This window comes from Agromyces sp. NPDC004153 (assembly GCF_053603635.1).
This window is the reverse complement of record NZ_JBSGFY010000002.1, coordinates 715524-738774: the sequence shown is the minus strand read 5'-3', so window position 1 is coordinate 738774 and position 23251 is coordinate 715524. Positions and strand designations below refer to the sequence as shown.

Here is a 23251-nt window from a genome sequence, read left to right as displayed (position 1 = left end):
ATGCCGCGACCGCACGCCGCACTCAGCGGCACGTGGCGGCGAGCTCGATGAGCGCCGCCGACGGGCGGCCGTAGAGGCTCTCGCCGTTGCCCGGACCGTCGTAGCCCATGCCGATCGCCCACGCCGTGGCCCACGCCTCGCTCTCCTCGCGCGTGCTCGGCGCGAACAGCGCCCGGCACTTGCTCGACATCGCGTGGCCGACCTCGTGCACCACGACGGCGCGGGGGATGGCCGACGTCGCCCAGTCGCGCGCGATCGAGTCCGACAGCGAGATCGTGGCCTGCGGCGCCGCGTCGTCCGGCACCGCGGCCCACCCGCCGTAGGAGTCGCCTCCGCCGTAGCCGTTCACGACGGGCGCCCAGTCGAACTCCAGCAGCACACCGCCGGCGATCGACCGCGCGAACGCCTCGACGTCCCGCCGCAGCCCGTCCAGGCCGCCGGCTCGCTCCTGCAGCTCGGCGGCGTTCGAGGCGGCGAGCACGGCGGCGGCCGCGACGTACGACTCGACGTGTGCCGCGCTCTCGGCGTCCCACCGGCCGACGCGCGTCGCCATGGCGTCGGCGGCCGCGCGGAACGCGAGGAGGTCGGCGTTGCGTGCCGACGGATTAGCGGCCTCGAGCGATGCGCGCGAGGCCGCGACCGCGGCGACGAGTCCGTCGCCGGCGGACTCCACCCGGTCGGTGGCCTCGCGGAGGTCCCCTGCGTCCGCCTCGAGCGCGTCGGCGCGCTCGTCCAGCTCGCGCGACGCGACGTCGAGGGCCGCGCCGGCCTCGTCCAGCGCCGGCGGCCATGCCGTGTCGTCGGATGCCGGCGGCGCGACCGGTTGCACGGATGCCCCGGGCTCGTCGAGTCCGTCGAGCTCCTCGGCCGCTCGCTCGAGCGGATCCGCGACGACGGCGTCCACGACCGGGGCGAGGTCGATCGCGGTGTAGCGCGCGGCGAGCGTGACCGCCTCGTCGGCGTCGCGCCGGGCCGACCGCGCCTCCTCCGCCGCGTCCTCGTACGCCGCCCGTGCGTCGTCGTAGCTCGTCGCGGCATCCGCGTACCGTGCCCGAGCGTCCGCCGACCACCACCCGAGTCCCGACAGCACGGCGGCCCCCGCCGCGATGATCGCCAGGCCCGCGGCGAACCGGCGGGGCATCCGGCCGCGTCGCCCGCCCGGGGCGGGCGCACCGCCCTCACCGGGGGAAACGCGGTCGTCCGTGTCCACGCAGCCATTCAACGCGGCGGGCCGCCATGCCACAACGCCGCGCGACACGGCCGCGGATGTCGCGTCGGGTGCTGGACACCGGGCCGATGCTGAGGTTCCATGGTGAGGGAGCGCCGTCGACGACCGCCCGAACCGGTCGACGAATCGGCGTTCCTCGACCCCGGGGGGTGAGTGCATGGTCGTTCGGAACAAGCGGGCGCGCGACTTCGCGGAGACGCGAACGCCGCTCGGCGTCATCGGCGGCTTCCTCGGGCTCATCGCCGCGAGCGCCGCGGCGGCCACGCTCGTCGTGGTCGGGGTGACGCCGGCGATCGCGACCGTCGGCATGGCGGCATCCAGCACCATCGGCGTGTTCGAGAACCTCCCCGGCTACCTGCAGATCGGCGAGCTCTCGCAGAAGAGCAACATCTACGCCACCCGCTCCGACGGCTCGACGGTGCTGCTCGCGTCGTTCTACGACCAGAACCGCATCGAGGTCGGCTGGGACCAGGTCAGCCAGTACGTGAAGGATGCCGCGATCGCCGGCGAGGACCCGCGGTTCTACGAGCACGGCGGCGTCGACCTGCAGGGCACCATCCGAGCCGCCGTGACGACCGCGACGGGGCGCGAGACCCAGGGCGGGTCGTCGATCGCGCAGCAGTACGTCAAGAACGTGCGCGTCCAGGAGTGCGAGCGGATGGCGGACGTGACCGCGTTCGAGGACCTCAGCGAGGAGGAACGGCTCGCGCTGACCGGTGACCAGCGCCACGCGCTCGTCGAGGAGGAGCGCCTCGGCTGCTACGACAAGGTGACCGAGACCTCGATCGACCGCAAGCTCAAGGAGATGCGCCTCGCGATCGGCGTCGAGAAGCGCTACACGAAGAACGAGATCCTGCTCGGCTACCTCAACATCGCCGGCTTCGGCGGGACCGTCTACGGCATCGAGGCGGCCGCGAACTACTACTACAGCACCACCGCCGCCGGCCTCACGCTCGCCCAGGCAGCCTCGCTCATGGCCATCGTCAACAACCCGGTGAAGTTCCAGCTCGACCGGCCCGACAGCGAGACGAACGGCGTGGCGAACGGCTACGCCGAGAACACCGCGCGCCGCAACTACATCCTCACGAGCATGCTCGAGGAGCGGAAGATCACGCAGGCCGAGTTCGACGTGGCGATCGCGACGCCCGTGGCCCCGGCGATCACCGAACCGAGCACCGGATGCCAGACCGCGGGCGGCAGCGCCTACTTCTGCGACTACGTGAAGAACATCCTGCAGAACGACCCCGTCTTCGGCGAGGAGGACGAGACGCGCTTGATGAACTTCCGCCGCGGCGGGTACGACGTGTACACGACGATCGACCTCGACCTGCAGAACGCCGCGGAGACGGCGATCGGGCAGAACGTTCCGCAGACCTACCCCGGATGGGACGTCGGCGCCGTGATCTCGAGCGTGCAGGTCGGCACCGGCCGCGTGCTGGCCATGGCCCAGAACCGCACCTACAGCCAGGACCCGGCCGTGCTCGCGTCCGGCCCGCAGTTCACGAGCATCAACTACAACACCGACTTCGACTACGGCGGATCACGCGGCTTCCAGCCCGGGTCGTCGTACAAGGTGTTCACGCTCGCCGAGTGGCTGAAGGAGGGCCACGCGCTCTCGGAGCGCGTCGACTCGCGGCCGAAGGCCAACTGGGGCGTCTTCCAGGACAGCTGCGAGGGGCCGCACTTCGCGGGCGACTGGAACCCCCGCAATGACGCGGGCGAGTCGGGCGGCAACTACAGCGCGCTCGAGTCGACCATCGGATCCATCAACACCGGGTTCATCGGCATGGCGAAGCGGCTCGATCTCTGCGGCATCCGCAAGACGGCCGAGGCCTTCGGCATGCACCGCGCCGACGGCGATCCGCTCGTGCAGGGCCCGTCGTCGGTCATCGGCACGAACGAGGTGGCGCCGCTGAGCATGGCCGTCGCCTTCGCGGGCATCGCGAACAACGGGGTCGCGTGCACCCCGATCGCGATCGACCGCATCACCGACCGTGACGGCAAGGAGGTGCCCGTTCCGCAGTCGACGTGCTCCCAGGCCGTGTCACCCGAGGTCGCCGCGGCCATGCACACGGCGCTCGGCCGGGTCATGACCGGCGGCACGGCGACGGCGTCGAACTCGGCCACGAATCCTCGCGTTCCGCTCATCGGCAAGACCGGCACCACCGACGGCGCGAAGGACACCTGGATGGTGGGCGCCAGCACGAAGGTCGCGATCGCGGCCGCGGTGGTCAGCGTCAACGGCGACGCGAACCAGCGCGGGATCTCGTTCGACAGCGGCTCCGCCGCGACCGCCCGGCACCGCATGTGGCCGATGGTGATGTCGGTCGCGGCTGCGAAGTACGGCGGCGACGGGTTCAGCGAGGGCGGCCTCGGGCCGGTGGCTCCGGCCGCCCCCGGGTCCGCGCCGGCGGACGTCCCCGCCGACGGCGGTGACGGCGGACAGCCCGACGGCGGCGGCGACGACGGCCCGGGCAACAACGGGAACGGCAACGGCAACGGGAACGGCGGCGGCGGTCCGGGGTAGCGGACCCGCGACGAAGCGGACCGCGCCGCGCTTGTACGCTGGTCGCGGCCCGCACCGGGCCGATCAGGAGGATCCATGCCCATCGCCGCCGAGACCGCCAGCGCCGTCGCGGACCTCTTCGAACGACGCGTCCGTGAGGGACGCGCGCCGGGCTCGGCCTGGGCCGTGTTCGATCGCGACGGCGTCGTCGCGGCCGGCGGGACGGGCGCAGCGCAGCTCGGCGACGCATCCAGGGGCGATGCGCGACCGGGTCGCCCGCGGCTGAGCGGCGCGGCATCCGATGCGCTCGCCTCCGACGCCGACACGCTCTTCCGGGTCGCATCGTGCACGAAGAGCCTCACCGCCGCCGCACTGCTGCTGCTCCGCGACCGCGGTGCCCTCGACCTCGACGCGCCGGTGCGCACGTTCGTGCCCGAGTTCGAGCCCGAGGTTCCCGGGGGGATCGCCGCGCCGGTCAGCGTGCGCATGCTCATGACCATGTCGGGCGGGCTCCCGACCGACGACCCGTGGGCGGATCGCGAGGAGTCGATGACGCGCGACGCGTTCCGACGCACGCTGGCCGGCGGCATCCGCTGCGCCACCGTGCCCGGGACGACGTTCGAGTACTCCAACCTCGGATACGCCCTGCTGGGTCAGGTCCTCGAGGCGGCGAGCGGCGTCGGCTACGTGGAGTTCGTCGAGCGCGAGCTCATCGCGCCGCTCGGCCTCGACGCGAGGTTCGAGGCGCCCTCGGGCGAGACGCCCGCGGCGGCGATCGGGTACCGGCCCGGGCCCGACGGCTGGGTCGCGCTGCCGTTCACCGGTCCCGGCGTCTTCTCGGCGATCGGCGGCGTGTTCGCGTCGGCGCGCAGCCTCGCCGCCTGGGCGGGCTGGCTCGCGTCGGCGTGGCGCGGCGACGAGTCGGGGCCGCTGACGGCTGCGAGCCGCCGGGAGCTGCAGCAGCTGCACCGTGTGGCTCCGCCGCGCACGCCCGCGCCCGACGATCCGGTGCCCGCGCCGCTCGTCGCCGGGTACGGCTACGGACTGGTGGTCGAGCACGACGCGCGGTTCGGCGCGGTGGTGTCGCATTCGGGCGGATACCCCGGGTTCAGCGCGCACATGCGGTGGCACGCGGCATCCGGGCTCGGGGTCGTCGCCCTCGAGAACGCGACGTACGCCAAGGTCTCGCGCGGCGCGGAGGCGGCGCTCGAGCGCATGCTGCTGGATGCCGACGCCGTCGCGCCGGTGCGCCCGGCGCCCGAGCCGTGGGCCGAGACGCTGCGCACGGCGCAGGGTCTCAGCCGCCTGGCCGCCGAGTGGTCGGATGCCGCCGCGGACGAGCTGCTCGCGACGAACGCAGCACTCGACGTGCCGTACGCCGAGCGCAGAGCCGCGATCGAGTCGGCGTGGGCCGTGGTCGGAGGGCCCGTGGGGGAGGATGCCGGACTCGAGGACGTCACGTGCGACTCGCCCGACCACCTCGTCTGGTTCCTGCGCGGCGCCGCCGGCCGCCTGCGCCTCGAGACGCGGATGACGCCGCTCGTGGGCGGGCGGGCTCAGACGTTCGCCGTCGCCGTCGAGGGCGCCGACCCGCGCGGGTGAGCCGGGCTGCGGCGTCGCAGCGCAGGTCGCGGGTCCGCGCGCCGAGGCGTGTCAGAGGTCGATCGTGTCGCCCGGCTCGAGCGGCAGGTACTCGCCGCCGCCCTGCTCGGCGGCCCAGCCCAGCCGCGCGTTCGACAGCGCCTTGCCGGCCGTCGAGAGCAGCATCTCGTGCGTCGGGAAGGCGCGTTTCGGCGCGACCTGCATGACGTAGTCCATCGCCTCGCCGATCTTCATCCACGGTGCGCCGGCCGGGGCGGCGAGCACCTGCACGTCGACGCCTTCGGGCACCGCGAAGGAGTCGCCGGGGTAGTAGAACGCGTCGTCGACGAGCACGCCGAGGTTGTCGATGATCGGGATCGAGCGGTGGATCTCCGCGTGCTTCCCGCCGAAGAAGCGCATCCGGAACGGGCCGACCTCCACCTCGTCGCCGGCCCGCACGGTCTCGACCGGGAAGTCGGAGGCCGCGGCGGCCACGCCGGCCGGTCCGAAGATGCGCACGTCGGGATTCGCGTCGCGGATGCGCTTCAGCTGCTCGGGCGTCCAGTGGTCGTCGTGCTCGTGCGTGATCACGACCGCCACGGCGCCGGCCGACTCGGTGATCGGCGTCGTGAACTTGCCCGGGTCGATGTAGAGCTTGTCGCGGGAGTCCTCGAGCACCAGTGCGGCGTGCTCGAGCTTCGTGAGTCGCATGCGTCGAGCCAACACCGCACGCCGGTCGGCGCGCAAGCCCGCCGCCTGCCAGAATCGCTCCATGACTGCAGCCCCTCGGCGCCTCCTCGTCGCCGTGAATCCGGCCGCCTCGTTCGGCCGCAACCGCACGGTGGGGCCGGCGGTCGTCGAGCGGCTGGTGCACGCCGGCTACGAGGTCTCGATGCTGCGTGAGGCGAACTTCGAGCTGCTGCGTCGTGAGACGGAGTCGGCCTTCGAGCAGGGCACCGACGCGCTCGTCGTGGTCGGCGGCGACGGCATGGTGTCGCTCGGCGTGAACCTCGTCGCCCAGACCGGCGTGCCGCTCGGGATCGTCGCGGCGGGCACCGGCAACGACCTCGCGCGAGGGCTCGGGCTGCCGTACGACGATCCCGCGGCCGCGACCGACGCGCTCGTCGCCGCGCTCGAGCGGCCGACGCGCGCGATCGACGCCGGCGTCATCCGGCACGGGGAGCTCCGCACGTGGTTCGCCTGCGTCGTCTCGACCGGGTTCGACGCGGTCGTCAACGAGCGGGCGAATCGGATGACCCGGCCGCGCGGTCCGAGCCGGTACACGCTGGCGCTGCTGGGCGAGCTGGCCACCTTCCGTCCGCGCACGTACACGATCACGATCGACGGCGTGCGCCGCGAGCAGAAGGCGATGCTCGTGTCGGTCGCGAACAACTCGTCGCTCGGCGGGGGCATGCGCATCGTGCCGCACGCCGAGCTCGCCGACGGGCTGCTCGACGTGTTCATCGTGCATCCGCTCTCGCGGGCGGCGCTCCTCGCGGTCTTCCCGAAGGTGTTCCGCGGCGAGCACACCGACCATCCGGCGGTGGAGTTCGTGCAGGGGAGCCGCATCACCATCGAGGCCGACGACATCATCGCGTACGCCGACGGCGAGCGGATCGGACCGCTCCCGATCGACGTCGAGGTGGTGCCCGGAGCGCTGTCCGTGTTCGCGTGAACGGGCGGCGCGGCCTCGATTTGGACGGAAGCCCGCGCCTGTGTCATACTCTTCAAGTTGTCGATTCGGCCCCATCGTTTAGCGGCCTAGGACGCCGCCCTCTCACGGCGGTAGCGCGGGTTCAAATCCCGCTGGGGTCACAACAGCGAAAACCCCCGGTCATCCGGGGGTTTTCTGCATTTCCGGGCGAGTCCGGCCGCGGCATCCGCCCGCCTTCGTCCGACGCTCGCGCAGCGGCTGCGGCGGTGCGTGACCGCGTCGGCGGGCGGCGGGGCATCCGCTAGACTCGCCTGAGCGAAGGGGAGTATCCCGCGAGGCGAAGGCCTCGGGCCAACGATCGTCAGTACGAGCGCCGAAGACGCCGCTCCGGTCGTGGCGGCGCGCCGGAGGCGCGGTCGGGAGAGACTTTCGGGTCCACCCGTACCCTCCAACCCGGAAGGCCTCCTGTGCTCGAACTCCCCGCCTGGTTCGAAGTGGGATCCCTCGTGGTCCTCACCCTGATCCTCGTCGCCGACCTGCTGCTCGTGATCAAGCGGCCGCACGTCCCGTCGTTCCGCGAGTCCACCCTGTGGGTCGTGTTCTACGTGGCGCTCGCGCTCATCTTCGCGCTGTTCATGCTGCTGCTCGGCGACGCCGAGCACGCCGGGCAGTTCGTGGCGGGCTGGCTCACCGAGTACAGCCTCTCGATCGACAACCTCTTCGTGTTCGTCGTGATCATGGCGCGCTTCTCCGTGCCGAAGAAGATGCAGCAGGAGGTGCTCATGGTGGGCATCATCCTGGCGCTGATCTTCCGCGGCGTCTTCATCCTGCTCGGCGCGCAGCTCATCGAGAACTTCAGCTGGATCTTCTACATCTTCGGCGCCTGGCTGGTGTGGACCGCGATCCAGCAGGCGTTCCTGCACCGCGAGGAGAACGCGGAGCAGAATGAGAGCGGGCTCGTGCGGATGCTCCGCCGGCGCGTGCGCATCTCCGACGACTACGACGGCATCAAGCTGCGTACGACCGTCGATGGCACGCGCATGTTCACGCCGATCCTCATCGTCTTCATCGCGATCGGCACGACCGACCTGCTCTTCGCGCTCGACTCGATCCCGGCGATCTTCGGCATCACGCAGTCGGCGTTCATCGTCTTCACGGCGAACGTGTTCGCCCTGATGGGCCTGCGCCAGCTCTACTTCCTGCTCGGCGGCCTCCTCGAGCGCCTCGAGTACCTCAAGTACGGGATCGCGTTCATCCTCGCGTTCATCGGCGTGAAGCTCGTGCTGCACGCCCTGCACGTCAACGAGCTCCCGTTCATCAACGGCGGCGAGCACGTCGACTGGGCACCCGAGATCTCGACGTGGACCTCGCTCGCCGTCATCGTGGCCGCGATGGCCGTCGCGACCGTGGCGAGCCTCGTGAAGGCCGGGGTGGACTCGAAGCGCCGCGGTGCGAAGCTGCTCGAAGAGGTGCCCCACTTCACCGAGGACTCGCACCGGGAACGCTGATCCGTCGGCTCCCGCCGCCGTCGCACGGCCCACAGCGGTCCGCGACGGCGGCCGGGAGTTGCTAGCGTTGGGAGGCGGCGCCTGGGTGGGGCGCCCGGACCGGGGGGTCCGGACCGAGCTGCGACGAGGAGAACCGTGTCCGTTGACGGCGAGGACATCGTCCCGCTCCCACACGGTTCCGCCGTGATCGCCCACAGCGCGCAGAGCGACGTGGGCCGCGTCCGCACCATGAACGAGGATTCGTACCTCGCCGAGGCGCCCGTGTACCTCGTGGCCGACGGCATGGGGGGCCACGCGCGCGGCGACGCGGCGAGCCGCACGGTCGTCGAGACGTTCCGCCGCCACATCGAGGCCGGGCGGCCGACGTCGCCCGAGCAGGTGCTCGACGCGATCCACACGTCGAACGACGCGGTGCGCGCGCTGAGCGCCGAGGGCGAGGAGGGCACCGCGGTCGCGGGCACCACCCTCACGGGCGTCGCGCTCGTCGACGCAGGCGACGGCACCGGGTTCCACTGGATGGTGTTCAACATCGGCGACTCGCGGGTCTACTCGTGGGACGGCCGCACGCTCGAGCAGCTCAGCGTCGACCATTCGGCCGTGCAGGAGCTGGTGGACGCGGGCCTCATCAGCGCCGACGAGGCCGAGCGCCACCCCGACCGCAACGTCATCACGCGGGCCATCGGCGCCGACGACGTCGTCGACCCCGACGTCTGGCTCATCCCCGCGACCGGGCGCCAGATCTTCCTCGTCTGCTCCGACGGCCTCTCGAAGGAGGTCGACGACGTGCGCCTCGCGCACATCCTCGCAGGCGACACCGGCCACGCCGCGGGCCTCGCCGGCGAGCTCGTCGACGCCGCCCTCGACCATGGGGGCCGCGACAACATCACCGTCATCGTCGTGGAGTCCGAGCTCGGCTCGACCGGCGACGACGACGAGACCACGCGCGACCGGCCCGACGGCCTCACGCGCTCGGCCGAGGACACCACGCCGCGCACCGGGGGAGGCGAGCATGGCGACGTACCGGCCTGACCGGGCCCACGAATGGATCGCCGCCGTTCGAGGCGGCGTCGTGCTGCTGACCCCCTCGGCGGCGGCGGCAGAGGTCACTGCGCTCTGGCCGCGGCTCGCCGACGCCGACCCGACGCCCGCGGTGCTCGACGTGCTCACGTCGCGCGGACTCGCCGCCACGCCACCGTTCGCACTCGTCGTCCGCGACGCGAACGACGACTCCGCGCGCGTCGTGGCGCGCGGCCCGGTCGTCGTGCACGTGGGCGCCGAGGTCGTCCCGGGCTCGGGCGTCTCGACGTGGGCTGAGCGCGTGGTCGAGGTCGGTGACGCCGAGGTGCGCGTCGAGGCGGTCTCCGACGGCACCGCAGCGGATGCCGCGGCGGCGCTGCCCGTCGTCGAGGCGATCGTGCCCGCGGTGTCGGTGCGCTCCGGGGGCGTCGAGCGGGTTGCGCCCGTGGCTCCGGCATCGGACGATGCGGTCGACGAGCAGACGCGTGTGGTGGCGCGCGACGCAGCGGTGCCCGCGGCGCCGGTCGCGGCATCCGTCTCGGCGCCCGTCGAAGCGCCGGCGCAAGCACCTGCGCCCGCCGCGCCGCCCGCGCCCGCCGCGCCGCGTGCGCCCGCCGTGCCAACTGCGCCCGCGATCACGGTCCCGCCCGAGGTGGTCGCCGCCGTGACCTCGGCCGAGCAGACCATCGTCCCCGCCGAGGACACGATCGCCGCACCCCTCACGCCGCCGTCGCCCGACGCGCTGCCCGAGCTCGACGGCGACCACGACGGCCTCACCGTCGCGAGCGTCGACATCCGGCGCCTCCGCGCCGAGCGCGCCGCCCGGCAGGGATCCGCGATGCCCGCGCGCGTCGTCCCCGCGCCCGAGGCCGCACCCTCGTCGAGCCTGCGCATGCCCGACGGCAGCATCGAGGCGATCGGCACCGAGGTGCTGCTCGGTCGCTCGCCGAGCGTCAGCCAGGTGTCGGGCGGCCGCCTGCCGCGGCTCGTCACCATCGGCGCGGGCGACCCCGACATCTCGCGCAACCACCTGCGCGTCGCGGTCGAGGGCGACACGGTCGTCGTCACCGACCTGCACTCGCGCAACGGCACGCACGTCGTCGCCCCCGGCAAGTCTCCCGTCAAGCTGCGCGCCGGAGAACCGACGCCGGTGCTCGCGGGCACGGTCGTCGACCTCGGCGGCGGCTGGACCATCCAGGTGGTCGGAGCCTGATGCGCCGCGCCCCCTCCACCCCGCCCGACCTGCCCGGGTACCGGTCGCTGCAGCTGCTCGGCTCCGGCGGCTTCGCCGACGTGTTCCTCTACGAGCAGCGGCTGCCGCGCCGCAAGGTCGCCGTCAAGGTGCTGCTGACCGAGGAGCTCGGCCGCGACACGCGCGCGCACTTCGTCGCCGAGGCGAACCTCATGGCGCAGCTGTCGGCGCACCCGTTCATCGTCACGATCTTCCACGCCGACGTGTCGGCCGACGGCCGCCCGTACTTCGTCATGGAGTACTGCTCGGGTCCGAGCCTCGCCGAGCGCTACAAGCGCGAGCGGTTCACCGTCGAGGACGCGCTGCGCACCGGCATCCGCCTCGCCGGCGCCGTCGCGACCGCGCACGCCGCCGGCATCCTGCACCGCGACATCAAGCCCGCGAACGTGCTCACGAACGACTACGGCTGGCCGGCCCTCACCGACTTCGGCATCTCGTCGAACCTCGAGGGCGAACTGCCCGTGCACACCGTCACGTCGCCGGCGGATGCCTCGGCCACCGGGTCGGGCCAGTCCGCCGTCGGCATGAGCGTGCCCTGGTCGCCGCCCGAGATGTTCGAGGACGACCCGCGCCCCGACCAGCGCAGCGACGTGTTCTCGCTCTCCGCCACCGTGCACACGCTCCTCGCCGGCCGCACGCCCTTCGAGATCCCGGGCCGCCCCAACGGCTCCCTCGACCTCATCGGCCGCATCGAGCGCGGGGCGATCACGCCGATCGACCGGCCCGACGTGCCGCGCAGCCTCACGGCGGTGCTCGCGAAGGGCATGGCCACGCGTCGCGACGACCGCTACCCGTCGGCGATCGAGTTCGCCAGGGCCCTGCAGCGCGTCGAGCTCGAACTCGGGTACGCGCCGACGGGCATCGAGGTGCCGAACCTCGCGACCGAGCGCGTCACGACCGACGACGCAGCCGTCGACGACGCGGATGCCACGCGCGCCCGCGCCGTGCGCACCGTCGAGGCGCAGCCCCGCCCAGCTGCATCCGCCGGCGACGACGCGACCGTGGCGCGCACGCCCCGCACCGTGGAGGCGCAGCCGGCCGGGCCCGCCGTTCCGACGCCCGACGAGGGCACGGTGCTGCGCGGCGCGGTCACCCGCACATCGGCGCCCGCGACGGCGCCGATCGACGAGACCGTGGTCCGCTCCGCGCGGACCGACTCGGCGCCGGTCGATGCCACGCAGGTGCGGCCTCGCGACGGCGGCCCTGCGTCATCCGTCACCGCGACCGCGACGCACACGGCACGACCGAAGCGCTCCCGCGTCGGCACCGTCGTCGCGGTCGCCGCCGGCGCCGTCGTCGTGGCCGCCATCGGCATCGCCGTCGCCCTGTCGGGAACGCTGCAGCAGGGATCGCCCGATCCGACCGCCGCGCCGAACGACGAGGACGCGATCCTCGCCGCGACCGTGCCCGCTCCCGTCGTGGAGGACGGGGTGCGCTCGGCCGACGGCGTGAGCGTGAGCTTCCCGGTGTCGCATCCGAGCGCCGAGGACGGCGATCGCTACCGCTGGCACCGGGCCGACGGCTCGGGCTCGACCGAGGTGGCCGAGGGGCCGTCGATCGTCATCGCGGGCGTGGGCTCGGGGGAGCGGGTGTGCATCGAGGTGCAGGTGCAGCGCGGCAGCAAGACGTCGGAGCCGGTGACAGGTTGCACGCCGTGAGGCCCCTGAAGGTGGAGTTCTGCGGCGAGTGGTACACCGTCGAGGAAGGCGCGCCCTTCACGATCGGGCGCGAGTCCGACCTCACGATCGACGACAACCCCTACCTGCACCGCACGTTCCTCACGCTGTCGTCGGAGTTCGGCCTGTGGTGGCTCTCGAACGTCGGCCAGCTGCTGTCGGCCACGGTGTCGGATGCCACGGGGAGCGTGCAGGCGTGGGTGGCGCCCGGCGCCAAGCTCCCGCTCGTGTTCCAGACCGTGCACGTGATGTTCAGCGCCGGCTCAACGACGTACGACTTCACCGTGCACGCCGAGGAGGACTTCTACAACACGTCCCTCACGGCCGAGCCGGCCGACGGCGGCACGACGATCCTGCCCGTCACGCTCACGACGAGCCAGCGGCAGCTCGTGGTCGCGCTCGCCGAGCACGTGCTCTCGCAGCCGGTCGCGGGTCGCGCGACCGTGCCGACCTCGGCCGAGGCGGCGGGCCGGCTCGGGTGGAGCATGACGACCTTCAACCGCAAGCTCGACAACGTCTGCGAGAAGCTCGACAAGATCGGCGTCGACGGGCTCCGCGGCGGTCGCGGCAAGCTCGCGACGAACCGCAGGGCCCGTCTCGTGGAGTACGCCGTGGCCACCCGGCTCGTGAGCGCCGACGACCTCGCGCTGCTCGACGGCGACCCGACCGACCGAGGCTGACCTGGGCGTGCGCGGATGGGGAGATGTCCCCATTTCGAGGGCGTGGGATCGCGTGTTAGCGTGATCAGCGTCCGGCCGCCGAGCGGTCGGATTTCCATTGCGAGCGATCAGGCGAGTTCATCCGGGGGAGTCGAGCGTGGGTACCTTCGCGTCCTGGCTGCGCGGTCGCAAGCAGGTCGCCTCGGCCACCGCGCTGGCCGTGCTCGTCGGCGTGCCGCTCGGGTTCGCCGTGCTGCACCAGGGGTTCCCGGTCACCGATCCCGACCTGCGCGCGCGCGAGGTCTGGGTCACCAACGCCGAGGAACTGCTCGCGGGGCGGCTCAACCGCCAGATCGAGGAGCTCGACGCCGCCGTCGCGACCGCCACGAACGAGATCGACGTCTTCCAGGACGGCGAGGATGCGTTCCTGTTCGACCCGAGCGTGGGATCGCTCGAGCGCATCGACCCGTCGTTCACCACGCTCGTGCAGCGCATCGACGTGCCGCCCGCGTCGAAGATCGCCTACGGCGGCGACGTCCTCGCCGTGCTCTCGCCCGAGGGCGAGCTCTGGCGGGTGCCGGCGGGGGGCGAGCTGTCCTTCGACTACCGCGGTTCCGAGCCCGTCGCCGAGCTCGGCGACGAGGCGCAGGTCGCCGTCAGCGCCGAGGGCACGATCTTCGCCACGTCGCCCGACGATGCGGAACTGCTCACTCTGCGACGCCACGCCGGCGAGCCGCAGGCCTCCGGGCTCCCGGCGCTGGGCCGGCACCAGCTCGCGGCGGTCGGGGAGCGCGCCGTCGCGTTCGACGTCGAGGCCGACGCGATCATCGTCGACGGGCGCACCATCGAGCTTCCCGAGCCCGCCCTGCGGCTCCAGCAGACGGGGCCCGAGCGCGACCGGGTCGTGCTCGCCACGGGCTCGGCGCTGCTCGACGTGCCGCTCGACGGCGGCGAGGCCCGCGTGATCGGGAACGAGGCGGGTGCCGCGGCCGCGTCGCGCGACGAGGTCGCCGCCCCCGTGCGACTCGGCGACTGCATCCACGGCGCCTGGGCCACGACCGGCACGTACCTCGCGGCGTGCGACGACCAGGAGCCGAAGGTCGTCTCGATCGACCAGCCGACCGCGGGCTCGCGCCTCGAGTTCCGCGTCAATCGCGACGTGATCGTGCTCAACAACCTCACGAACGGCAACTCCTGGCTCGTCGACTCCGACCTGCGGCTCGTCGACAACTGGGAGGAGGTCACGCCGCCCGAGGAGAGCGAGGAGCTCGAGGGCGACGAGAAGAGCGCCCAGCAGACCTTCGAGGACACGCTGGCCGAGCGCACCGACGTCAATCGGCCCCCGGTCGCCCGCGACGACGACTACGGGGTGCGCCCTGGCCGCACGACGATCCTCGAGGTGCTCGAGAACGACACCGATCCCGACGGCGACGTGCTGACGGTGGCGGGCACGACCGAGATCTCGGATGCCGCGGGCCGGCTCGAGCTCATCGACGGTGGCCGCGCACTGCAGTTCGCACCCGCCGAGGGGGCTGCGGGCACGGTGTCGTTCCGCTACTCCGTCGACGACGGCCGCGGCGGGGTCGCCGAGGCATCCGTCGACGTGCGCATCGTGCCCGAGAGCGAGAACGCGGCCCCGACGTCGATGCGCTCGGGCGCCATCAGCGTCGAGCAGGGCCAGCAGCTCTCGTACAACGTGCTCGGCGACTGGAACGACCCCGACGGCGACGACCTGTACCTCGTGAACGCGTCCCCGACCGGTGGCGACACCGTGCGATCGAGCCCTGACGGGTACCTCACGTTCGAGCATCGGTCGGCCGAGCTGGGGCAGAAGGAGGTGCAGTTCACGGTCTCGGACGGACAGTCCACCGCGGCGGGCACGCTCGTGGTCGACGTGAAGCCGACCGGAACGCTGAACCCGATCGGCACGCCCGACTTCGCGCGCGTGTTCGCCGGCGAGACCGAGCTCATCGAGCCGCTCGCGAACGACCTGTCGCCGTCGGGAGCGGGGCTCGAACTGCTCGGCGTGCAGGAGGTCCCCGAGAACGCGACCGTGACGCCCAACGTCGAACGCGGCACGATCGCCTTCGCGAGCAACGTTCCGGGCGAGTACGTGTTCCTCTACGACGTGGGCGCGGGTGCCGCGGTGAGCAAGGGACTCCTGCGCGTGCAGGTCGTGGAGCAGCCCGACGAGGCGCCGCCGCCGATCGCCGTGAAGGACACGGCCTACCTCCGGCCGGGCGAGCCGCTGTCGGTGCCCGTGCTCGCGAACGACGTCTCGCCGTCGGGCCGCGTGCTCGCGGTGCAGTCCGTCGACGACGCCGCAGCCGAGGGCCTCGTGTCGGTCGAGATCCTCACCAACACCGTCACCCGGGTCACCGCGTCGCAGGCCCTCGACCGCCAGCTGCAGTTCAGCTATACGGTCTCCGACGGCGTGAACGCCTCCACGGCCACGGTCACGGTCGTCCCCGTCCCGCCGCTCGTGAAGCACCAGCCGCCCGTCGCCGTCGACGACGGCGCCATCGTGCGCGCGGGCGACATCGTCACCGTCCCCGTGCTCGACAACGACTACCATCCCGACGCCGCCAAGCTCCACGTGCTGCCCGAGCTCACCGACGTCGAGACGCCCGACGGCCTCGCCTTCGTCGACGGCGAGTCCGTGCGGTTCCAGGCACCCGAGACCCCCGGCGTCTTCTCCGTGGTCTACACGGTGGGCGACGACTACGAGCAATCGGCGCGCGCGACCGTGAGCTTCACGGTCGTCGCGAGGGATGCCGGCACGAACCGCCCTCCTCTGCCGACGCCGCTCACGTCCCGCACCTTCGCCGGCTCGGCCGTGAAGATCGACATCCCGCTCGACCAGCTCGACCCCGACGGCGACTCGGTGACGCTGACCGGCATCTCGGCGCCGCCGAACCTCGGTCGGGTCATCGAGCGCACGAGCACCTCGCTGACCTACGAGGCCTTCGCCGGCTCGGCCGGCACCGACTCGTTCACCTACGAGCTGCGCGACACGTTCGGCGCGACCGCAGAAGGCACCATCCGCATCGGCGTGGTGCCGCGGCCCGTCGTGCAGCTGCCGCCGACGGCGGTCGACGACGCCATCGAGATGAAGCCGGGCCGCACCGCCTCGGTGGAGGTGCTGCTGAACGACTCCGACCCGAGCGGCTTCAGCCTCAGCGTCGCCGACCTCCCCGAGGTCGACGACGGCATCGAGGCCGAGATCCGCGACCGGCGGCGCATCGTCGTCACGGCACCGCAGCAGGAGGCGGCGTACACGATCCGGTACGAGATCTCCAACGGGCACGGCGGCGCCGACACCGCCTTCCTGCAGGTCGCGGTGACCGAGGATGCGGTCATCGAGCCGCCGACGGCCGAGGACCAGGTCATCGAGCCCGAGCAGGTGGTCGACGGGGAACCGATCGGCGTCACGCCGCTCGGCGACGCCACGAACCCGGGCGGACTGGTCGAGGACCTCGTCGTCACGGTCGAGGGACCCAACGCCGGCCGAGCCGAGGTGGCATCCGACGGCAGCATCGAGGTCACGCCGGGGCGGCAGCGCTATGCGGTGGCGTATCGCCTGACGAACGAGCTCGACGACCTGTCGGCGATGGCGTTCGTGATCGTGCCGGCCGTGCCCTCGGGCGACGACACGGTGGAGGAGACGCAGCGGCCGAAGACGCCCGAGGAGCTCGCAGCCGAGGAGAAGGCGAAGTTCCCCGCGCCGTACCTCGCCGACATCGGCGAGGTCATCGTGCCCATGAACGGCCGGATCAGCTGGAACGTCGACGACCTCGTCGTCGTGCCGTCGGGCAATCCGGCGCTCGTGCTCTCGGCATCGGCGACCAACGCGCGCGAGGCGGCGATGGTGAGCGGCACGGCCCTGCAGTTCGTGCCCGCACCGGACTACCGGGGCGCGGCCTCCCTCACCTTCGAGGTGACCGACGGCAAGAGCGCCACGGATCCGATCGGGCGCACCGCGATCCTCACCATCCCCATCACGGTCGGCGATCCGAACTTCAACGACACCCCGCCGACCTTCACGCCCCGCAGCGAGACCATCGAGGCCGGCGAGGCGCCGCTCGAGCTCGACCTGCGCGAGTCGAGCGACCAGCCCAACCCCGACAACATCGAGCGCATCACGTACTCGAACCTGGCCGGCACGTCGGCCGACATCCAGGCCGAGATCGTCGAGGGCTCGATCCTGCGCGTGTCCTCGCCGCTCGGCGTCCAGCCCGGCACGAGTGCGCGCATCACGTTCGACGTCACCTTCAACGAGTTCACGGTGCCCGGGTACGTCGACGTGCGCGTCGTGTCGTCCACCCGCGCCCTGCCGAAGGCGAACGACGACGCCGTCGAGCTGCAACGCAGCGACTCGCGTGCCGTCGACGTGCTCGCGAACGACTTCAACCCGTTCGCGCCCGACTCCCCGCTCCGGGTCGTGGACGCAAGGATCGACCAGGCCGACGTCGGGTCGGCCGCGTCGGCGAGCTTCACCGCGTCCGACGTCACGGTGCGCACCGGGGCCGGCTTCACCGGAACGCTGAGCGTGATCTACCGCATCCAGGACGGCACGCGCGATCCCGCCCGTGAGGTGCAGGGCCGCGTCATCGTCACCGTCCGCGACGAACCCGACGCGCCCAACGCGCCGACCGCGTCGGCCGGCGACGGCGCTGCGACGGTGCGCTGGAACATCCCGGCGAACAACAACTCCCCGATCGACGGCTACCAGCTCGACGTCAACGGCTCGATCCGCGACGTGGCCGCATCGGCAGGCGGCACGAACTACCGCGTCGACCCCCTGAACAACGGCACCGCGTACACGTTCCGCGTGCGTGCGCACAACGCCATCGGGTGGGGCGCGTGGTCGGCGCCGTCGCCAACGGTCACGCCGTACGGCACGCCCACCGCGCCGCGCAGCCTCAGCGCCCAGGTGAACGGCACGGCGCCCACGAGCGTCGACCTCAGCTGGGCCGCGCCCTCCGACACCGGCGGCGGGAGCGTCCGCTACGAGGTCAGGCTCGACTCCGGCGGCTGGGTCGGCTCGGGCACCGACCGCTCGCATCGGTTCACCGGCGTCGGGGCGGGCGGGCACAGCGCGCAGGTTCGCGCGGTCAACGTGGGCAGTGGCAGTCCCGGTCCCGCCGCGACGACGAACTTCACCGTGCAGAACCCGCAGCCGTCGGGCACGATCGGCAAGGGGCCGAGTCGATCCTGCGACAGCGGCGGCGGCGGATGCGCGGAGGTGCGCATCACGTGGAGCAACATGGACCCGGGCACCTACCGCGTCTACGCCACGATCAACGGCGGTGCGTGCTGCGGCTACCAGCAGACCGTCGACGTCGGTGCGAACGGCCAGCTCCAGCTGCAGAACCACCTCGGCATCCGCCAGGCGAGCGAGACGATCGCCGTGCGCTTCGAGAACGTGAGCGGCGGCACGTCGCGCACCCTGGGCGCGATCAGCGGAACCCAGTGGAACAACCTCGGCTACAACACGTGGTGACCCACGTGCGACGCCCGGCCCCGGCCGGATACCTGAAGGAGATGACATGTCAGTGACGCAGGAGCAGGCGCTCTGGTTCCAGGACGCCTTCTCGAAGCTCGTCGACAATGTCGACCGCGCGATCCTCGGCAAGCGCGACGTCATCGAGCTGGTGCTCACCGCGCTGCTCTCCGACGGGCACGTGCTGCTCGAGGACTTCCCGGGCACCGGCAAGACCGTGCTCGCCAAGGCGCTGGCGAACACCCTCGACGGCACGAACTCGCGCATCCAGTTCACCCCCGACCTGCTGCCGTCGGACGTCACGGGCGTGACGATCTACGACCAGGGCAAGGGCCGTTTCGAGTTCCACCGGGGACCGATCTTCGCGTCCATCGTGCTGGCCGACGAGATCAACCGCGCGAGCCCGAAGACGCAGTCGGCGCTCCTCGAGGTGATGGAGGAGGGCCGGGTCACCGTCGACGGCCAGAGCTACGAGGTCGGCTCGCCGTTCATGGTCATCGCGACCCAGAACCCGGTCGAGCAGGCGGGCACCTACTCGCTGCCCGAGGCACAGCTCGATCGGTTCCTCATCAAGACGTCGCTCGGCTACCCCGACCACGACACGGCGGTGACGCTGCTGCTCGACTCGGCGAACCGCGCCCGCGCCTCGAAGGTCGCGCCGATCATCGCGTCGAGCTCCGTCACCACGATGGCGCAGCTGGCCTCCGAGGTGCACGTGGATGCCGCGGTGCTGTCGTACCTCAACCAGATCGTGTCGGCGACCCGCGAGCACGGCGACTCCGCGCTCGGCGTCAGCATGCGCGGCGCGCTGGCGCTCGCGCGCGCGGTCAAGACGTGGGCGATCGCCCACGGACGCTCGTACGCGACGCCCGACGACGTGCGCGACCTGGCGGTGCCGGTGCTCGCGCACCGCATCATCGTCGACCCCGAGTCGGAGTTCGCCGGCGTCACGGCCGAGGACATCGTCTCACGCGCCCTGATCGACGTGGCACCGCCCGCGTACCGGGCGGCATGACGGCCGAGACCGGCGCGCCTGCGACGACTCCCGCCAGCACCCCCTCGCAGACGCGCATCGCGATCCGTTCGGTCGCGCGTTCGCTCGCGGCATCTGCCGGCGGCTTGGCGAGCCGGCTGCGTGCCGGCGGTGCTCGCGTGGGACGCGCGAGCGCCCCGGTGACGGGCGTGGTGTCGGGCGTCGGATGGCTCGTGCTGCTCGCTGCGGCGGTCTCGTTCGGCCTCGCATGGGGCTTCGGCTGGATCGAGTTCGCCTTCCTCGGCGCGACGCTCCTCGGCGCGCTGCTCGTGTCGGTGCCCTTCGTGTTCGGCCGCATGCACTACCGGGTGGGCATCGAGCTGCAGCCCTCGCGCGTCGTGGCGGGGGAGCGCGCGCTCGGCCGGCTCGTCGTCGCGAACGCCGGCGACGCGGCATCCGTCCCCTCGCGCATCGAGCTCCCCGTGGGCGCAGGCGTCGCCGAGTTCGTGGTTCCCGCCCTCGAGCCGGGCGCGGAGCACGAGGAGCTGTTCGCGGTGCCGACCAACCGGCGTGCCGTCATCGTCGCCGGACCCGCCGTGTCGGTGCGGGGCGACCAGCTCGGGCTGCTGCGGCGCGAGGTGCGCTGGACGGAGCCCGTCGAGCTCTTCGTCCACCCGGTGACGGCGCGACTGCGCCCTTCGGCGGCCGGGCTCGTGCGCGACCTCGAGGGCGAGGTCACGAAGACGATCACCGACAACGACATCTCCTTCCACGCGCTGCGCGCCTACGAGCCGGGCGATGCGCTGCGCAACGTGCACTGGCGCACCTCGGCGCGCACCGGGCAGCTCATGGTGCGACAGTACGAGGAGACCCGGCGCTCGCAGCTGCTCCTCGTCCAGGCCACGGCGGCCGGCCACTACGCCTCCGAGCAGGAGTTCGAGCTCGCCGTGTCGGTGCTCGCGTCGATCGGCCTGCAGGTCATCCGCGATGCGACGCGTCTCGCGACCGTGACCGACCGCCTCCGCCTCCGCACCGCGACGCCGACCTCGCTCCTCGACGACACCAGCCGCATCCAACCCCTCGACGCGGGAACGCCCTCGATCCGGGACCTCGTGCGCGAGGCGTCGAAGCGCATCCCGACGCCGAGCGTCGTCATCGTCGTCGGCGGCTCGCTCGCGCCGCTTGCGGAGTTCCGCGCCGTCGAGACGGTCTTCGGACCCGACACCCAGGTGATCGCCTTCCGCGCCGAACCCGGCGCCCCGTCGCGCATCATGCGCGTCGCCGACTCGACCGTCGTGACCGTCGGCTCGCTCGACGAACTGTCCCGGCTCGTGCGGAGGGTTCGACCGTGACCCGCATCCCGCGCTCCGCATGGGGCGACCTCGCCGTGCTCTCGGTGCTCGCCCTGCTCGGTATCGCCGGCTACGAGACCAGCTTCGGCGACCTGAACTTCATGCTGGCTGCGGTCGCCGGCCTCGCCGTCGGCACGCTGGCCGCCATCGCAGGCACCGTGTGGCGGCTCGGCGTCCTCACCACCGTGCTGCTCGGACTCGCCGCCTACTTCCTCATCGGCACGCCGTTCACGATGGCGCAGGTCGGACTGCTCGGCGTGCTCCCGAGCCTCGAATCACTCGCCGGCCTCGCCATCGGCGCCGTCTTCGGCTGGGCCGAAATCCTCACGATCGGCGCGCCGGTCGAAGCCCCGTACTACGTGGCCGCCGTGCCGTACTTCGCGGCGTGGCTCGTGTCGCTCGTGGGGTCGATGCTCGTGCTCCGCTGGCTCGCCGTGAAGCGGACGCCGCTGCGATCGGCCGTCGTGCTCGTCGGCCCGCTGCTGCTCTACCTGTCGGGAATCCTGCTCGGCACGGACGAGGCGTTCCTCGCGGGCGTGCGCGGCGTCGCGTTCGCCGCGGTCGCCCTGGTCTGGCTCGCCTGGCGCAGGGGTGCGACCGTCGAGGCCTCCGCAGAGGGCGCCGCGCGCCTGCGCCGGCGCAAGCTCACCGGCTCGGCCGCGGTCGTGGCGGGAGCCGTGGCGCTCGGCGCCGTCACCGGGCTGGCCATCGCCCCGACCTCGCCGGATCGCTTCGTGCTGCGCGAGCAGGTCGTGCCTCCGTTCGACCCCCTCGAGTTCCCGAGCCCGCTCGCGGGATTCCGCACGTACACGAAGGACCTCGCCGAGGAGCCGCTGTTCCGGGTGACGGGACTCCAGCCCGGCGATATCATCCGGCTGGCGACCATGGACGCGTACACGGGCCGCCTGTGGACGGTCGCGGGGCCCGAGGACGCCGACGACGGCGGCTATACGATCGTCGGCTCGACGCTGCCCGAACCGCCGCTCGCGAGCCTCGGCAGCGCACGGGCGATCGAGGTGACGGGCGCGTCGTACCACGACGTCTGGCTGCCGACGGTGGGCTACGGCACCACGCTGGAGCTGCTCGACGCCGGTACCGGATCCCGCGCAGGGGACCTGCGCTACAACGCGCCAGCCGGCACCGCCGTGCTCACGAGCGGGGTCGGCGCCGACGCCCGCTACCGCCTCGAGTCGCGCGTCCAGCAGGAGCCCGACCTCGAGGACCTCGTCGACGTGCCGGTCGCACGCGTGCCGATGCCCGCGGTCGAGAACGTGCCCGACGTCGTGGCCGCCAAGGCGGAGGAGTACGCCGGCGATGCGGCGACGCCGATCGAGCAGCTGCGGGCGATCGAGCGCGCGCTGAAGACCGGGGGCTTCCTGAGCCACGGCCTGGCCAGTGACTCGGTGCCGTCGCGAGCCGGACATGGTGCCGATCGACTGATCGAGCTGTTCACCCGAACGCAGATGGTCGGCGACGAGGAGCAGTACGCGGCGGCGATGGCGCTGATGGCGCGCCACCTGGGCTACCCGGCGCGCGTCGTGATGGGGTTCGCTCCCGAGGTCGCCGAGGGCGCCGACGACGTCGAGGTCCTTGGCGGCGACGTCACCGCCTGGGTCGAGGTGCCCTTCGAGGGCGTCGGCTGGATCTCGTTCCGGCCGACCCCCGACCAGGTCGACGTGCCGCAGGAGCAGACGCCGAAGCCGAAGTCCGAGCCGCAGCCGCAGGTGCGCCAGCCGCCGCGTGCCGAGCACGTCGAGGACGAACTGCTCACGACGGTGGAGATCGACGACACCGACGACGACGATCGCGATCGTCCGTTCCAGCTTCCGGCGTGGGTCTGGGTGACCCTCGCCGCGATCGGCATCCCCGCCGCGGTGGTCTTCCTCCCGATGCTGTTCGTCGGGCTCGTGAAGCATCGGCGCCGTCGTCGGCGGCGCTCCGGCGCCCGGGACCGGCAGTCCGCAGGCGCATGGGAGGAGCTCGTCGACCGCTGGGCCGAGCTCGGCTTCGAGCCGCCCGCCCAGGGCACCCGGCTGCAGGCCGCACGGGTCCTCGAGCGGCAGGTCGACGAGCAGGGGCTGGCCGCCGCACTGCCGACCACCGGGCCGACTCGCCGGGCGGATGCCGCGGCGGGACCGGGCGCGGCTGCACCCGTACGGCTCGCCACGCTCGCGGCCACCATCGACCGCGACGTGTTCGGCGGCGGCGACGTGACCGACGCCGTGGTCGACGAGCGCTGGACGGCCGCAGACGCCTCGACCGACGCGGTCGCCCGCGCCGCAGGCCGCCTGCGGCGGCTCATCAGCCGCTACCGGCTGCACCGCCGGCGCTAGAGTGATGCC

At 72.5% G+C, this 23251-nt stretch carries 14 protein-coding genes and 1 tRNA gene; 13 read left to right on the top strand and 2 right to left on the bottom strand.

Features of this window, described 5'->3' with window-relative positions:
* Nucleotides 1-22: 22 nt before the first annotated feature.
* Nucleotides 23-1210, bottom strand: coding sequence for a hypothetical protein (locus tag ACWEOH_RS17375; RefSeq protein WP_452033072.1), 1188 nt, complete (start codon nt 1208-1210; stop codon nt 23-25).
* 175 nt (nt 1211-1385) lie between these two features.
* Between ACWEOH_RS17375 and ACWEOH_RS17370 the strand changes: the two genes are divergently transcribed.
* The gene (locus ACWEOH_RS17370) at nt 1386-3755 is read left to right on the top strand and encodes a transglycosylase domain-containing protein (RefSeq protein WP_452033070.1); all 2370 of its coding nucleotides are present in this window, start codon (nt 1386-1388) and stop codon (nt 3753-3755) included.
* A gap of 75 nt (nt 3756-3830) precedes the next feature.
* Nucleotides 3831-5336, top strand: coding sequence for a serine hydrolase domain-containing protein (locus ACWEOH_RS17365; RefSeq protein WP_452033068.1), 1506 nt, complete (start codon nt 3831-3833; stop codon nt 5334-5336).
* Between the two features lie 51 nt (nt 5337-5387).
* Here the strand turns inward: ACWEOH_RS17365 and ACWEOH_RS17360 are convergent, their stop codons facing one another.
* Nucleotides 5388-6026: an MBL fold metallo-hydrolase gene (locus ACWEOH_RS17360; RefSeq protein ID WP_452033066.1), complete on the bottom strand. Its 639-nt coding sequence runs from the start codon at nt 6024-6026 to the stop codon at nt 5388-5390.
* Nucleotides 6027-6087: 61 nt separating this feature from the next.
* On the opposite strand from ACWEOH_RS17360, the gene ACWEOH_RS17355 reads away from it, so the two are divergent.
* The 11 genes from ACWEOH_RS17355 (at nt 6088) to ACWEOH_RS17305 (ending at nt 23242) form a co-directional block, all read left to right on the top strand.
* Nucleotides 6088-6990, top strand: a complete 903-nt coding sequence (locus tag ACWEOH_RS17355; RefSeq protein WP_452033064.1) for a diacylglycerol/lipid kinase family protein — start codon at nt 6088-6090, stop codon at nt 6988-6990.
* A 67-nt stretch (nt 6991-7057) separates the two neighbouring features.
* Nucleotides 7058-7130: transfer RNA gene (locus ACWEOH_RS17350), tRNA-Glu, on the top strand.
* A gap of 306 nt (nt 7131-7436) precedes the next feature.
* Nucleotides 7437-8477, top strand: a complete 1041-nt coding sequence (locus ACWEOH_RS17345; protein WP_452033062.1) for a TerC/Alx family metal homeostasis membrane protein — start codon at nt 7437-7439, stop codon at nt 8475-8477.
* A gap of 183 nt (nt 8478-8660) precedes the next feature.
* Entirely contained in the window at nt 8661-9506 is an 846-nt protein-coding gene (locus tag ACWEOH_RS17340) for a PP2C family protein-serine/threonine phosphatase (protein WP_452033060.1), read from the top strand.
* Nucleotides 9487-10707, top strand: a complete 1221-nt coding sequence (locus ACWEOH_RS17335; protein ID WP_452033058.1) for an FHA domain-containing protein — start codon at nt 9487-9489, stop codon at nt 10705-10707. Before ACWEOH_RS17340 ends, ACWEOH_RS17335 begins: the two co-directional genes overlap by 20 nt.
* A complete protein-coding gene (locus ACWEOH_RS17330) occupies nt 10707-12404 on the top strand; it encodes a protein kinase domain-containing protein (RefSeq protein WP_452033056.1) in 1698 nt (565 codons plus the stop codon). Before ACWEOH_RS17335 ends, ACWEOH_RS17330 begins: the two co-directional genes overlap by 1 nt.
* Nucleotides 12392-13102, top strand: a complete 711-nt coding sequence (locus ACWEOH_RS17325) for a hypothetical protein (protein WP_452033054.1) — start codon at nt 12392-12394, stop codon at nt 13100-13102. The genes ACWEOH_RS17330 and ACWEOH_RS17325 overlap by 13 nt, the downstream gene beginning before the upstream one ends.
* 136 nt (nt 13103-13238) lie before the next feature.
* Entirely contained in the window at nt 13239-18584 is a 5346-nt protein-coding gene (locus ACWEOH_RS17320; RefSeq protein ID WP_452033052.1) for an Ig-like domain-containing protein, read from the top strand.
* A 46-nt stretch (nt 18585-18630) separates the two neighbouring features.
* Nucleotides 18631-19599 (top strand): AAA family ATPase, encoded by a 969-nt coding sequence (locus tag ACWEOH_RS17315; RefSeq protein WP_452033050.1) that lies wholly within the window; start codon nt 18631-18633, stop codon nt 19597-19599.
* 137 nt (nt 19600-19736) lie between these two features.
* Entirely contained in the window at nt 19737-20909 is a 1173-nt protein-coding gene (locus ACWEOH_RS17310) for a DUF58 domain-containing protein (protein WP_452033048.1), read from the top strand.
* Nucleotides 20906-23242, top strand: a complete 2337-nt coding sequence (locus tag ACWEOH_RS17305) for a transglutaminase family protein (RefSeq protein WP_452033046.1) — start codon at nt 20906-20908, stop codon at nt 23240-23242. Before ACWEOH_RS17310 ends, ACWEOH_RS17305 begins: the two co-directional genes overlap by 4 nt.
* Nucleotides 23243-23251 lie beyond the last annotated feature (9 nt).